Source organism: Streptomyces sp. NBC_01233, from assembly GCF_035989305.1.
Classification (GTDB): domain Bacteria; phylum Actinomycetota; class Actinomycetes; order Streptomycetales; family Streptomycetaceae; genus Streptomyces.
The window spans coordinates 8,264,821-8,278,964 of the sequence record NZ_CP108514.1 but is presented as its reverse complement, the minus strand read 5'-3'; the positions used below and the strand labels follow the sequence as shown (position 1 = coordinate 8,278,964).

Annotated in this window: 9 protein-coding genes; 2 read left to right on the top strand and 7 right to left on the bottom strand. The window is 71.6% G+C overall.

The genetic code is table 11. The features are described from left to right. Positions 1–85 precede the first annotated feature (85 nt). A complete protein-coding gene (locus OG332_RS38680) occupies positions 86–3,157 on the top strand; it encodes a DUF4157 domain-containing protein (protein WP_327417809.1) in 3,072 nt (1,023 codons plus the stop codon). A 118-nt stretch (positions 3,158–3,275) separates the two neighbouring features. Here the strand turns inward: OG332_RS38680 and OG332_RS38675 are convergent, their stop codons facing one another. Genes OG332_RS38675 through OG332_RS38665 form a run of 3 tightly spaced genes read right to left on the bottom strand, consistent with a single transcriptional unit; the run spans position 3,276 to position 6,954 of the window. Beyond that, entirely contained in the window at positions 3,276–4,529 is a 1,254-nt protein-coding gene (locus OG332_RS38675; RefSeq protein ID WP_327417808.1) for an acyltransferase family protein, read from the bottom strand. Positions 4,530–4,531: 2 nt separating this feature from the next. Next, positions 4,532–6,619, bottom strand: coding sequence for a bifunctional polysaccharide deacetylase/glycosyltransferase family 2 protein (locus OG332_RS38670; RefSeq protein ID WP_442816403.1), 2,088 nt, complete (start codon positions 6,617–6,619; stop codon positions 4,532–4,534). A 26-nt stretch (positions 6,620–6,645) separates the two neighbouring features. Then, a complete protein-coding gene (locus OG332_RS38665; RefSeq protein WP_327417807.1) occupies positions 6,646–6,954 on the bottom strand; it encodes a hypothetical protein in 309 nt (102 codons plus the stop codon). A 618-nt stretch (positions 6,955–7,572) separates the two neighbouring features. On the opposite strand from OG332_RS38665, the gene OG332_RS38660 reads away from it, so the two are divergent. After that, the gene (locus tag OG332_RS38660; RefSeq protein WP_327417806.1) at positions 7,573–8,511 is read left to right on the top strand and encodes a glycoside hydrolase family 16 protein; all 939 of its coding nucleotides are present in this window, start codon (positions 7,573–7,575) and stop codon (positions 8,509–8,511) included. Between the two features lie 107 nt (positions 8,512–8,618). Here the strand turns inward: OG332_RS38660 and OG332_RS38655 are convergent, their stop codons facing one another. The 4 genes from OG332_RS38655 to OG332_RS38640 all read right to left on the bottom strand — a co-directional run bounded on the left by OG332_RS38655 (position 8,619) and on the right by OG332_RS38640 (position 14,131). After that, entirely contained in the window at positions 8,619–10,172 is a 1,554-nt protein-coding gene (locus OG332_RS38655; RefSeq protein ID WP_327417805.1) for an alpha/beta fold hydrolase, read from the bottom strand. 234 nt (positions 10,173–10,406) lie between these two features. Continuing rightward, positions 10,407–11,747 (bottom strand): diacylglycerol/lipid kinase family protein, encoded by a 1,341-nt coding sequence (locus OG332_RS38650; protein WP_327417804.1) that lies wholly within the window; start codon positions 11,745–11,747, stop codon positions 10,407–10,409. A gap of 165 nt (positions 11,748–11,912) precedes the next feature. Next, positions 11,913–13,259, bottom strand: coding sequence for a cation:proton antiporter (locus OG332_RS38645; protein WP_327417803.1), 1,347 nt, complete (start codon positions 13,257–13,259; stop codon positions 11,913–11,915). A 503-nt stretch (positions 13,260–13,762) separates the two neighbouring features. After that, positions 13,763–14,131 carry an SAVMC3_10250 family protein gene (locus tag OG332_RS38640; RefSeq protein ID WP_327419505.1) on the bottom strand — a complete coding sequence of 123 codons (369 nt, stop codon included), beginning with the start codon at positions 14,129–14,131 and terminating at the stop codon, positions 13,763–13,765. Between the last annotated feature and the right edge of the window lie 13 nt (positions 14,132–14,144).

The window sequence follows — 14,144 nt, the reverse complement described above, 5'->3', positions numbered from 1 at the left end:
GGACGCTGGCAGCGAACGGATACACGAACTGCTTCGCTCACGCGGCATCGGCTGCCCGCCGGCCCACGCGCGTGCTGGAGGGACCGTGACCGCTTCCCCGGGCCCCGACGCCCGCGCAGCCCACACCGCACGAGCGGACGGCACGGTCGCCCGCCCGGGCAGCCGCGTCAGCGGCCCGACGGCCGCTTCGCGTCCACCGCAGCACGTCGACTTCCCCACGGCAGCCCGGGACGTTGCCGCCTGGCTCGATGCCGGACCCGACGCCGGGCCCGGGGCGTGGGCGGGAGGCGACTTCACGCGGATCCCCACCCGTTCCGCCCACTCCTCCGGTGGTGACGTGCGGGGGCCCTCGGGCAGCGGCAGGCCCCTGCCCGACGAGGTACGCACGCAGCACGAGGCCAGGTTCGGCGTACCGCTCGCGCACGTCCGGGTCCACGACCACCCCGCCGCCCACGCCCTGGCCCGCCGGCACCTGGCCAGGGCGTTCACGGTGGGCCCGGACATCGTCTTCGGCGAGGGCCGCTACCAGCCCGCCTCCCCGGCCGGGCGGGGCCTGCTCGTTCACGAGCTCACCCATGTCGTGCAGCAGACCGGTCGGCCGGGAGCGGCGCCCGCCGACGCCGGCCACGAGGCCGCAGCGGAGGCCGCCGCCCGCACGGCGGATGCCGGCGCCCCGGTCCGTGGCCGTCAGGTGCCCGGCGTACTGCCCGCGGCGGTCGGCATCCAGGCAGCCGCGCTGTCACAGGCGGAGATCCAGCAGCTCCTACTGCCGCAACTGATCGAACGCATCGCCGAGAACGAGCGGGAAATGAGGGTGGTGGCCCTCTCGGAGGAGTACCGCGCGGAACTCACTCGCGAGCACACCTGGCTGGTGCAGCGCCACACCGAGCTCACCAGGGGGCAGTCGCTCGCGCCACCGCCGGTGAAACCGGAGGTACCGGCCGAGATCGACACCGAGCTGGCCGAGCTCGAACCGCTCGCCGCGCGGCTCGTCGCCGCCGTTCCGGCGCACCCGCGCGACCATGCGCTGAACACGGTACGGGGCGTCGCCCGGCGCGCCGCGGCGGACCGGGACTTCCTCCGGCAGACGGTCCAGCAGGGCGGCCCGGCGGAGGCCCCCGCGAAGGCCGCCCTCGCGCGCGTCGAGCGGGTGATCACGCAGCTCACCCCGGTCGTCGCCCAGGCCGAGGCGTGGCACGCCGCGCATCCGGCGGGCAAGAGCCTCGGCATGCGCAACGAGGCGCTGGGGACCTCCCTGGCCGGCACGGCACTGTCGGACTGGAGCCGGGGCGGCTGGTACTACGTCCGGGGTGTCGCCGCCTTCATCGGCGCCGGCGGAATCGCCGTGATCGACGCGGGCGAGCAGATGCTGTCCTTCGGCTTCCACGACGCGGCCACGGCGGTGTCGGAGGCGTACACCCGCGGTGACCTCTCGTGGAACGAGGGCGAGGAGATCCTGTGGAGCGCGGCCTGGCGGGCCCTCCTCATCGCGGCCGTCACCCGCGGCGCCGGAGCGGCCACCAGCAGGCTGGGCTCGACCGCCGCGCGTGCGGTGGGACTCGCGCCGCGGTCCGTCGGGGCGGGGCTGGTCTCCGGCGGGGTGGCCGGCGGTGCCTCCGCCGCCGCGAGCCTCGGCACCCAGGCCCTGCTGACGACGGTCCTCCAGAGCCACTTCTCCAGCCCGGTCGGCCGCGAGATCTGGCAGAAGGCCCTGCCGTCGGGCGGCGAGTGGGCGCTGGCGATCCCCCTCGGGCTGCTCCTCGGGGCGGTGGGCGGGGCGCGGGCCGTCAAGCTCGGCAACGAGAAGCTGATCGGCTCCACGTTCACCACGTCGTACGGCGAGGAGCTCCGGATCGTCGCCATCACCCCGGAGGGCCAGGTGGTGGTGAAACCGGCCGCCGGCCTGAGCAGTCCGCCGGGGCCGCCCCCGGCCACGACCGTCGAGATGGTCTACGACCCGGCGCAGAAGGCCTGGCGGGCGCACCGGTCGACCGCCTCGATGACGAAGGCACCGGCGGCTCCCGCCGCGCAGGCGGCCGCCGCCCCGGCCGCCCCGGCACCGCAGGCCGCCCCGGCCGCCCCGGCACCGCAAGCCGCCCCGGCCGCCCCGGCACCGCAAGCCGCCCCGGCCGCCCCGGTACCGGCCCCGAAGGCCGCCCCCACCGTGGCGCCGCCCCGCCCCCACGTCCCCGCCCTGCCGGCCGCACCCGTACCGACGCCGGCCACCCCGCGCACCGCCGCCGCCGACCTCCGGGTGACCGAGACCCGGGCCGCCCTCTCGGCCGCCGCCCGGGACACCGCCCTGGCCCGCGCGGAGGTGGCTGCCGCCACCGGCGAGATCCGGATGGCGCAGGCGGGCCGCCGTCCCGGCGGCCCCACCGTCAAGCAGTCGGAGACGGCGCTGCGGCAGGCGGAGAACCGGCTGAACCGGCTGTCGGCCAGCGAGGGCCGGGCGCAGGGCGAGGCGGCGGCCGCGGCCCGGGCCCAGGCCGAGATCGCCCGGCTGGAGAAGGAGATCGTCAGGCTGGAGCGGGAGATCACCGCCGAGCTCAATCCCCAGGGGGAGGGCGCTCGCGCCAAGCTCAACCGCGAGAGCCGGATTCCCGGGGTGACGCCGCCCACCGGGCAGCCGAGCGGGGCCAAGTACACCTCTCTCGAAGCCGAACTCAATTCCGCGTGGAACAAGTTGACCGAGGAGGTCAGCGGGCTGGACCGGACCCTCCGGGAGCAGGTCAAGGCCGGCACGCCGCGCGAGGCCGGCCGTGCCCCCGCGCTGGGCAACGCGAACCGGCTCGACCCGGTGCTGCGGCCCGTCAACGGCGCCCCCAAGGACGTCACGACCGGCAAGCCGATGACCACCGCCGCATGGGAGACCGACCACCTCATGTCGCGCTCGGAGATCGCCGCGGATCCGCGGTTCCCACGGCTGACGCCCCTCCAGCGGGACGCCATGCTGCGTGCCGTGCCCGAGAACTATCTGCCGATGACCGAGCAGGCCAATCTCGACAAGAGCAACTGGACGGTCGCAGAGTGGATCACCCGGCGTCAGGCGGCGAAGCGCCCCCTGCCGAAGGACGTCGCCGAAGCGCTCCTCAAGGCCGACCGCCTCGCCAGGGAAGCCGTCGAGGCGAAGTTCAGGGAGTTCCTGCCCGACTAGGCCGGCGCCTTCGGACCATCGGATCGTTGGTTGATGTGTGTCGCCCACTGACGCGGTCAAGCCAAGGGGCCGTTTCGGATCGCTCTGAAACGGCCCCTTGATCCAGTCGCAGCCCCCGTCAGTCGGCGGCCCGGCGCCTGCCCCGTCGGCGGCGCGGGTACGGCAGGAGCCGCGGCGAGCGTTTGGCGGCCACGTCCTCTACCCATCCGAAGGTCAGCACCAGGAGGCCGAGCAGCGGGATCGCCACCAGCAGCGTGAACCACGGGCTGGCCAGCAGCCACTGGAGGTTCTTGTAGAAGAAGGGGACGCTCCAGAGGGGGTCGATCAGCGGGACGGCGACCACCAGCGCGATCTCGTGCCAGAGGTAGACGCTGACAGCGCGGGCGTTGAGCAGGCTGACCAGGCCGTTCCAGCGTTCCAGCGGCCTGGGCCACCGCTCCCAGGACGGGCTGATGTGGAGCAGGATGGCTACGAAGCCGAGGGACCACAGGGCCTGGGCGATCGGCCAGGACTCGATGTCGGTCGGTTCGGTCGGATCGACCGGCCGGGTCTGCAGGTACCAGAGGCCGGCCACCATGACCAGCGGCGCGATGGACGGCAGTACGTACTGCGGGATCTTCTTGAGCAGCCCCTCCTGGTGGGCCATGCCGAGGATCCAGCAGGAGCCGAACATGGTGAAGTCGTTGGCGGTCTCCCACACCCGGCTGTAGATGAACTCCTGGTCGGCGAAGAACGTGTTCATGACGATCAACAGCGCCAGGGGAGCGAACAGCGTCACCACCGGAAATCGTCGCAGTGCCCGGAGCATCAGCGGTGAGAGCAGGACGTACCACAGGTAGGCCCGGAGGTACCAGAGCGGGACGATGACCTGCGCGGCCCAGGTGTGTTCCACGAGATGATGGAAACCGGGCAGTTCGTCCGCGTACGGCGGAGTGCTCAGCGGCAGGATCCAGAACGCCAGCTTGCCCCACCACCAGGTGGGGTGGCCGTCGGAGCGGGGGCCCCAGCCGTCGAGGATCTGGAGGGCGATCATGACGGCGCCGAACAGCCACATCGGCGGCAGCAGCCGGCGCAGTCGGCCGCGGATCACGCCGAGAGGCGGGCGGCTGAGCGAGCGGGCCATCAGCGAGCCGGCCAGCGCGAACATCACGCCCATCGACGGGAAGACGAGGGGCAGCCAGAACCAGCCGAACTGGTGGTAGAGCACCACACGACCCAGCGCCAGCGCGCGCAGCAGGTCGAGATAGCGGTCCCGGCCGCCCTTGCGTTCGGACGGCGCCTCCGGTTCCGGCTCCGGCTGCTGTCGCAGAACGGCGGGGACCCTCAACTGGACGGTGTCCTGAGCGCGCCCGAAATCGATGGATGCAGTCATGGTCAGGCCTCCACCGGTACAGCGACCTCGCCGGTGCGGCGGAGCTTCTGCCAGCGCAGTCGGCCACCGGTCATCGCCGTGATCGCGGACTGCAACAGGACGATGTACATCAGCTGCCGGTAGACCAGCTGCTGGATCGGCAGGCTGATCAGATGCCAGGGCTTCTCGCGGTCGAGCCGAAAGGCGTACCAGGACAGTGCGGCCTGGAGCAGGATGAAGCCGCCCCAGCTGGTGAGGGTGATCGGGGCGTCCCCGAACAGCACGCCGTACAGCAGGAACAAGTCGACCAGCGGCGCCAGCAGCGGGGCGACCACGCCGAACAGCACGACGAGCGGCAGCCCGATTCGGCCGAAGCGCCCGGCCGGGCCGCGGGAGGTCACCGCGCCGCGGTGCTTCCACATCGCCTGCATGCTGCCGTAGCTCCAGCGGTACCTCTGGGACCAGAGCTGCTGGAGGCTGGCAGGAGCCTCGGTCCAGGCGCGGGCGTACTCGGCGTAGACGATCCGCCAGCCGTCGCAGAGCACCGCGATGGTGATGTCGGTGTCCTCGGCGAGGGTGTCGTCGCTCATCCCGCCGACCCGCTGCAGGGCCTCCTTGCGGAAGGCACCGACCGCGCCGGGGATGGTCGGGATGACGCCCAGCATGTCGTACATCCGGCGGTCCAGGTTGTGGCCGAGGACGTACTCGATGTGCTGCCAGGCGCCGATCAGGCTCTCGCGGTTGCCGACCTTGGCGTTGCCCGCGACCGCGCCCATCGCCGGGTCGCCGAAGGGCTGGATCAGCTCGCGCACGGTGGACGGCTCGAAAACGGTGTCGCCGTCCATCATCACGATGATGTCGTGCGAGGCGGCCGCGATACCGGTGTTGAGCGCGCTGGACTTGCCGCCGTTGACCTGGCGGATCAACCGGACGAAGGGCAGGTCCATCTCCTCGACGATGTCCGCGGTGCCGTCCGTGGATCCGTCGTCGATGACGATCACCTCGATCGGATGGTCACTGGCGGCCAGGGAGTGGAGGGTGTTGGCTATGCACTCGCGTTCGTTGTAGGCCGGGACCAGTACGGTGACCGGCTCGGTGACGGGCGGTCCCCAGGCGTCCCGCCGCTTGGAGCGGCGGGCGTGGATCGGTGCGAGAACGAGCATCAGCGCGAACCGGCCGAAGTTGAGGAAGCCGACGACGGCCAGCAGCCCGACCAGCACCGGCAGGGTGAGCACGGCGACGTGGGTGGCCCAGACGAATCCCTTGCCCGCCCACAGCTGGAATCCGTGCACCGGCACAGTGGCGCTGGAGGCGCCGAGTGCCTCGGAGATGGTGGTGAAGCGGTAGCCCTGGGCCTGCAGCCTGTCGATGATCTGCTCGAGCGCGGTGATGGTCTGGGTGCGGTCGCCACCCGCGTCGTGCAGCAGGATCAGCGCGCCCGCACCGGGCTTGGACGGCATCGCCGCCTTGACGATCGCCTCGACTCCGGGACGCTTCCAGTCGTCGGTGTCGCGGTCGATGAACGCGGTGAGGTAGCCGCGCGCTCCCACGTACTTGATCACCGGGTAGTTCCAGTCGTCCATCGCGGTGGCGTCGGAGGAGTACGGCGGGCGGAACAGCGCGCTGTGGACGCCCGCGACTCCGGCCAGCGCCAGCTGCGTCTGCGCCAGCTCCCAGCTGGTCCGGGCGTGGGACTGGTACACCAGGTCGGGGTGGGTGAAGGTGTGCACCCCGAGTTCGTGGCCGCCCGCGACGATCTGCCGGATCAGCTCCGGGTTGCGCGTGGTCATCGCGCCGGTCACGAAGAAGTCCGCACGGACGTCGCGGGCCGCGAGCACCTCCAGGATCTTCGGAGTCCACTCCGGTGAGGGACCGTCGTCGAAGCTCAGAACCGCGGTGCGGTCGGGGATGTGATAGCTCACGGGGTGCGCGTTCTTGGCGCCGCGCGCGTCGATGACCGGACCGCCCTTGAGCAGGTTGTCCGGCACGGTCGTCTTGTCGACCGAGATCGCGATCCGGGAGTCGTGGAACGCCTCGTTGGTGGCGAGGCCGCGCAGGACGAGGAGCGCGAGCAGGCAGGCCAGCAGGGACAGCGGCATGAAGAAGCGCAGCGGCGGCGCGGCCAGTCGGCGCGGCCTCAGCAGGGACTGCCGGCGGCGCTGGTGGCGGGACAATGACGCTCCTGGAGATGGGTGGTGCGGGTGATCAGGGGTGCTTGACCGGTGGGCCAGAAGGCTTTGCCCCGCGCGACGCGGTGGTCGTGGGCTTCGATGTGTTGGCCGTGAGCTTCGATGTGGTGACCGAGGTCTTCGGTGTGGTGGCCGAGGCCTTCGTCCGGAGTGTGGCGGACCGCGCGGCCGTCCGAGGTGAGGACGACGAAGTCGACGCGGACGACGGAGTGGGCGACCGCGACGGCTCGGGTGAGGGCGACGGGGCGGGCGGCCACGAGGGCTGCGCGGGTACGCCCATCGCCGGAGCGTCCGCCTGCACACCGATCAGGCTGCTGCCCATGGCGACCGCCAGGATCGCGCCGACCACGGAGACCGGCCAGCCGAAGCCCCGCAGCAGACGGCCGCGCAGACCCGACTGGTCGACGAAGACCGGTGCGGGCGCGGGCTCCTCAAGACTTGACTCAGACATGTCAGGCTGTGACTGGTGCGTCGATCCGCGTTCGATGGAAGTGATGACTGAGCGCACCTTGCGGGGCCTTTCAGTGCAGGGTACGTAGAGCGCGGGATCGCTGGGCGAACGCTAGTGCACCGGCCTGAGTCGACTTGGGCTCGATGTGCGCATTTGGAATGATCCGTTCAGGCCTTGTGACCGGATCGAAATGGAATCAGTGATACCGGTTAGTAGGCCTGCCCACACGGTCGCCCGGCGCTGATCGGTGCGTGTTCAGCCGGAGACGCGACCCCGGGACCGCGGGACGCGGTCGCTAAGGTCACCCCGGCGGTCACCCGGCAGTGACCCCGAACCTTAGGATGCCCCCCTCATGGGATCAGCCGTTTGATCCTCATGCACAGGGCGTGTCCAGGTACCGCCTCTACGCCCCAAGGAGCCCCGCGTGAGCCAGCCCCGCCGTACCTCTCGTCGCCGCGCGTGGACCGCGCTCACGCTGCCCGCCCTCCTGTGCGTACTCGCCGCGTGTTCCGGCGGCCCCGGTGACGATGCCGCCGCGCCCGCCCCCAGCGCCTCGCCGACCCCGTCCGGACCGCCGGGAACCCTGTTCGACGGCTTCCACTACAGCGGCCCCGACGACCCCTCGCTCACCGCCCACGGCTGGGAGGTCCGTACCGGTGGGGGTGGCCCGGGGATCAAGGACACCTGGTCCACCGCTGGTGCCGGCTTCCCCTCCGACACGACCGCCCAGGGGGGCAGGGTCCTGCAGCTGCAGTCCTCCACCGACGGCACCAAGCAGGGCACCCGGCAGGTCGAGGTGCAGAGCACCGGTACCACCCTCTTCACGGGGACCTTCGCCGCTCGGGTCCACTTCAGCGACAAGCCCACGAGCGGCCGCAACGGCGACCACGTCGTCCAGACCTTCTTTCCGATCTCCCCCTCGGATTCCTCGGCGAACTACAGCGAACTCGACCACGAGTACCTGCCGAACGGCGGCTGGGGTTCGGTGGGTCCGCAACTCGACAACGTCAGCTGGTACAAGGCCGATCCGCCGGACCGGGTCAACCACACGCTCAAGCAGCGCCTCGAGGGCTGGCACATCTTGATGATCACCGCCGTGAACGGAAAGGTCACCTACTCCCTGGACGGCAAGGAGCTGTTCACCAGCTCCGGCAAGTACGTCCCGCACGAGAAGATGGACATCCACTTCAGCAACTGGTTCATCGACCTTCCCTTCACCGGCGGTCCGCGCACATGGGACATGAAGGTCAACTGGTTCTACTACAAGGCCGATGAGGCTGTTTCCCAGGCGGACGTCCAGAAGACGGTGGACGGCTTCTACAATGCCGGCACCAACTACATCAACACCGTGCCGAAGTCCTGACCCCGGTCAGGCGGCTTCCCGGCCGCCATGCCGGCCGAAGTGGCCTGGAGTCGTCGTGCGGTGCGGAGACGGCGGGGCGCTTCGTGGCGTGCCCTCTGGCCTCCCGGTCATTTCGGGATGATCGTGAACGGTGCGGGCTCGAGGTCGTCCACGCAAGCGGTGTCGGGCGCGGTCGGGCGGACGAGGAACGAGGCCAGCACGCGCTGGGCGCAAGGCGACTGCGGGACCACCCAGTGGCCGATCCCGGGGACCTGCACGGCGGTCGAGCGGGACAGGTCGCGGGCCACGCCCTTCGCCCAACTCGCCCCGGTCTTCGCGTCGAACGTGCCGGAGATGAGGAGCGCCGGCACTGCGCTGACCGTGGCCACCCGCTGGACGGACGCGCGGTCCGGAACGTCCCAGATCCGGCACACCGGGTACTGGAAGGGAAGTTGCGGCACCTGGGCCAGGACCGTGTCCGGCCACCCGGGGAAGACCTTGCGCCCCGCCTTCAGCACGTCGGACTCCGAGTACCCCGGCGCCCACTCGCCGCACGCCACCGAGTTGGTCAGGCCGTGCGCGAACGCGCCGACGTTCTGGACCGAGCCGCCCGCGCGGGCCTGCGCGAAGCGCTCCGGATTTCCGCGGCCGAGTTCGTCGAGCGCCGCCGGGAGGTCCTTGGGCCGGGGGGTGAAGGCGACGATCAGGTTCAGCAGCGCGCCACCGTCGAGGACGACCTTGACCGGCTTTCCTCCGCTCGGCGGCGGGACGTTCAGCGTCAGGGGCTGCGCCTCCAGCCTGCGCACCTGTTCCGTCAGCGTACGGGGGAGGTCCGGGTACCGGCTCTTGCAGGCGGGCTGCGCCGCGCACGCCTCGAAGATGTTGCCGATCCCCTCAGCGGCGCTGCTCCATCCCCACGGCAGGGCCGCGGACTGGGGAGGTGTGATCGAGTCGAGCGCCACGGCGCGGATTCCCTCGGGGTGCAGGCGCAGGTACGTGAGGGCCAGGTCGCTGCCGTAGGAGTACCCGTAGACGTTCCACCGGGGAACGTCCAGCGCCTTGCGCAGGTCGGCGAAGTCGGCGGCGTTCTCCGTGGTGTTGTACGCGCTCAGGTCGATTCCGTCGGCCGTCAGGCGGCCCCGGCACTCCGTCACCGCCTTCAGCATGAGCTGCTGCGCCTGCTGTGCGTCATAGCCCAGGCCCACGGCCTGCGCGTTGAACCGGTCGATCTCGGGGCAGGCGAGGTTCGGCTGGTCGTAGAGGTTGCCGCGCTGGGCCATGACGATCAGTTCGCGGTCCTTGTTGAGGCCGGAGTCGACGAGGAACGGAATGTCGTCGAACGTGTCGCCACCGGGGCCGCCCGCCATGAACACCACAGGATCCTGTGCGGGCTTCGCCGCGTTGACGGCCGGAATGACCGCCACGGCCAGCTTGATGGTCCGGCCGCCGGGGCGGGAGCGGTTCTCGGGGACCTCGAGGAAGCCGCACCGCGCATCGCTCAGAGCCTCGATCGGCTCGGGCGGCTTCGGACAGGGACCGGGCACGAACCGGGACGGGGCTGCGGAACCGGGCCGGCCGGCGGACTGGGCGGGCGGTGACGCGCCGCTCGGTGTGGGGCCGAATGCTGTCAGGCAGAGCAGAGCGGCCGCGGCGGCCGCCGCGTGGATGCTGTGCTGGGGCATGTGGTCTCGTTCCTCTGCCGACATCGGCGGCTGCCCCGCCGGGCCGGGCCGCAGCGGTTGGGACGGAACGCTCGCTCTCGACGCTACTAGGTGGACCGTACGCGCGCACGCGGAGCGATCAGCGGCGGCCGGGGCCCGCCGGGCGGCGCCGGGCAGGCCGGGTCCGCCGTGGCCTCGGCATCGTCGGTGTCTCCGCCGGACCGGCACCAGCCATCGGTCACGCGGCAGCACGGGTCACGCGGCCTCGCGTCCTGCCGCGACCCGCCCCATCGTCAGCGCCAGACGTCGCACCCGGCGCCAGTCCATCGGCGGCGCGACGTGCGGCACGCCGGGCCGGTGCCGGGGCACGCGCACGCGCAGAGCGCCGGGGGCGAGACGGCAGCGCACCGGAGTGGGCAGCGTCAGGGCCTCACCGTCGATACCGACCGGGATGACGGGCGCGTCGGCATCGATGACGACCTCCCGGGCGGTGGCCTCGGTCAGCCCGCGGCCCTGCCCGCCGCGCAACAGGAGCTCCGTCGCTTCGGCGGCGTTGCCGACTCCGACACACAGCACCCCCAGCCGGCCGGAGTCCAGACGCCCTCGGCGTCCCAGTCCGGCCGAGTCGCCCCTCTCGTAGGGGTTGTTGCTCACGAGTACGGCCTGGGGCCCGTCCTTGGTCAGCGAGCCGGCACGGACGGTCAGTCGCGCGCCGCTGTGGTGGGTCAGCAGATCCGGCAGCATCTCCAGGATGGTGCGGGCCTTGTCGTCGCGATAGGCGGGACTCTGCACGACTTCCGCGTACACGCCGAACGAGGCGTTGTTGATGAAGACGCGTCCTTCGCTCCCGCCCGCGGGCTCTCCCGCATGGAGGTAGCCGAGGTCGATGCGCAGTTCGACGCCGTCGGTCAGCGCCTCCAGACAGGTGGAGGGATCCTGCCGGTCCAGGCCCAGGTCCATGGCGAAGTGGTTGCGGGTGCCTGCGCTGATCACCATGAAGGGAAGGTCGTGCTCTGCGGCGATACCGGCGACCAGGGCCTGCGTACCGTCGCCGCCAGCGACGCCGAGCAGGTCGGCGCCGCCCCGGACGGCCCTCCGCGCCAGCTCGGCCACATCCTGCTGCCGGGCCGGGTCCAGCACGACGACCTCGGCCCCCAGGGCCCTGGCGCGCTCCGCGAGGTGGAACTTCTCGACCTTTCCGCCGCCCGAGCGCGGATTCATGATCAGGAACGGCCGCTCGGCCCGGCCGACGGAGCGTTCCGGCATGCCGGGCGGGGTGTCTTCGGCCAGCGCGGCCTTCCCTGCGGAAACGGCCAGCGCCCACAGGCCGAGCGAGACCAGCACGACCCACAGCAGCCCGGCGGCCGCGTAGAGGATCAGGACGCCGAGCGGCGCGGCGACGACCAGCAGCACGGCCAGCACCCTGATCCAGCCGGTGTGGGTCAGCATCCACCACCCACCGGCAGCCGTGAGCACCAGGCCCGCCCACCCCACGGCCATGAGCACGAGGCTGCCGAGCCCGGCGAAGACCACCAGCACCGCAACCGCCGCCACGCCGGCCGCCAAGGCCAGACGCGCGGCCCAGCGCCTGCTCATGGGGCAACCTCCCACCGCTCCACCGGCTGCCGGCCAGGAATCTCGATCCCTGCGCACCCGGTGGGCCGTCTTCCCGTGGACGTGGACGTCCGCGGCCTCCACTTCAGGCTAGGGGCGGTCACCCCCCTGCGCAGCATGTCCACCGCCGGGCGGGGTGGCGCCGGGTCACGTCTCGGGCCGGTCCGGGAGGCCGAGCCCGCGACGCGCGGGGGGTTCGGGCACGGGGGTGCCCTCGCGCAGATCAGGGTTGGCGGCCGCGGCCTTCTCGTGCCAGCGGCCGTACCGCTCCGCGAGGGGTACGGCGGAGACGCCGTGCAGGAGGACGCTGAGGCCGACGGTGATCGCGACCACCCTTCCCACGAGTTCCACGCCCGGAACGGGTTCCTCCACGACGAGCAGCGCGAGCACCACGGACGCGAGACCGCGCGGCCCGAACCAGCCGATGTACGCGACCGTGTAGGGCCGCAGTCCGCTCCCGGCAAGTGCGAGGATCACCGGCAGCATCCTGACGACGGTGAGGCTCAGCACCGCGTACAGAACGAGCCGCCAGCTCAGATGCTCCAGTGCGGGACCGAGCAGCACCGCTCCGAAGACGAGGAGGCTGATCGCCGCCAGGAGTCCTCCGAGGGTTTCGGTGAACTCGCCCGTGCGGGCCGCGTGCTCCTGCTCGCCTGCGACCGGGGAGTGGCGCAGGGCGAACCCGCAGGCGAAGCCGGCCACCCAGGCGGCGATGAACCCGCTGCCGTCCGTCACCACGGCGAGTTCGTACGCCCCTGCCGCGACGGCCAGCGGAAAGACCTGCCGCCACTCCTGCTCGACCCACCCACGGGCCCGGGACCACTGCAGCAGCCGGCCTCCCAGCCAACCGATCAGCAGACCGATGGCGGTGCTCAGCACCAGGGCACGCCAGAAGACGCCCTCGGCGCCCTCCTGCGCGTAGTGCGTGCCGGGAATGGCCGCAAGGAAGAGGATGAAGAAGGGCAGCACCATGCCGTCGTTCAGGCCGCTCTCGACGTTCAGTCCGTGACGTACGAGCGCCGGTACCCGGGGGTGGGACATCGCGGTCTTGCCGAGGGCGGCGTCGGTCGGGGCCAGGATGGCACCGACCAGTGCGAGCTCCCACATCGTCAGTCCCGGCAGGAGGGGCCACGCAAGGAGCCAGCCTGCGCCGATGTTCAGGGGCAGTCCGATTCCGAGCAGACGGCCGGGCAGAAAGCCGCCGGTCCGAAGGTCCTGTCTGCGCACCGCCATGGCATCGGTGAACAGCACGAGCGCCAGTGTGGCTTCGAGGAGCGCCACGATCGGCGCTGCGTCCTGCTGCAGGTCGATGACGCCGAGCACGGCCGGCCCGAGGAGAACGCCGCAGCCGACGAACACGATCGCCGACGACAACGGCGTCGAGGACAGCCGACGCGAGCCGAGCGCGTACGCGGCCGTGACGGTCGCCACCGCCGCACCGGCCCAGGCGCCACTGCTCATGTGCCAGCCCTCCAGGTCCACCCGCCGCACCACGCGTGACCTCGTTCCTACACGGCGACGGAGCGGGAGGAACCGACGTCGGCAAGGACACGCCGCGTGGTGCCACCCGGGAACCGGACGGCACGACCAGCCGGGCCTCGCGACGATGGCCCTGAAGGAGAGCCATGAGCCACGAACCGCCGGATTCACCGTCGGATGGGCCGGCACCGCGGACGGCGGACGGCGGACGGCGGACGGCGGACGGCGGACGGCGGACGGCGGAGTGGAACAGCCCGGCGGCACGGCCCCGGCCACCGCCGAGCCGTCCCCCGGCTCCGGGAAGCGCCGCCAGGTGCTCCGCTTCACGCTGCCCGGCTGCTGGGGCGCGCTCTGTTCCGCGAGTTCAGCGATCAGCGCGACGCGGGGAGCCCGGTGGCCGGCGGCAGGGGCCCGGCGGGCGCGGCCACCGGCTCTCCCGTCGCAAGTCTCCTGAAACTCAACAGCTTCGAAGGCCTATTCGACGAGATGCCCTTACGGCCGGCAGCCGAAGATCAGAGCTATTGGTGGGCGAACTGTACGGTCAGCGGGCTTGCCACGAGGCAACCGGGCCCGTCACCGCTCTCTGGGAGCAGGGCGCTGACGCGCGCGTACCCCGTCATCATCGCGGACGTGTCGATGTCGCCGTTCTCGGCGTCGAGGGCTTCCAAAAGCTCTCGAACACCACGGCTGTTCAGGCGTCCCACCGACTCCGGAAGTGCTCCGCTCATGGTGGCGGGCTCGTTCTGCGCGGACAGTGCGCGCACCACCTGTCCGGCCCTCGTGACGAAGACCGGTCCGAGGCTGGAATCGTTGTCGCCTGCTTCCGATTGGGTGACGTCGACGGGCGTGGGGGTCCAGCCGCGTAGGTGGTGGACGGAACCGTGCATCACGGGCTGACGC

Bases quoted from the DNA above. Each gene is read 5' to 3' on its own strand.
- OG332_RS38675 (WP_327417808.1), bottom strand. From the start codon at position 4,529: ATGACTGCATCCATCGATTTCGGGCGCGCTCAGGACACCGTCCAGTTG.
- OG332_RS38655 (WP_327417805.1), bottom strand. From the start codon at position 10,172: ATGCCCCAGCACAGCATCCACGCGGCGGCCGCCGCGGCCGCTCTGCTC.
- OG332_RS38640 (WP_327419505.1), bottom strand. From the start codon at position 14,131: ATGCACGGTTCCGTCCACCACCTACGCGGCTGGACCCCCACGCCCGTC.
- OG332_RS38650 (WP_327417804.1), bottom strand. From the start codon at position 11,747: ATGAGCAGGCGCTGGGCCGCGCGTCTGGCCTTGGCGGCCGGCGTGGCG.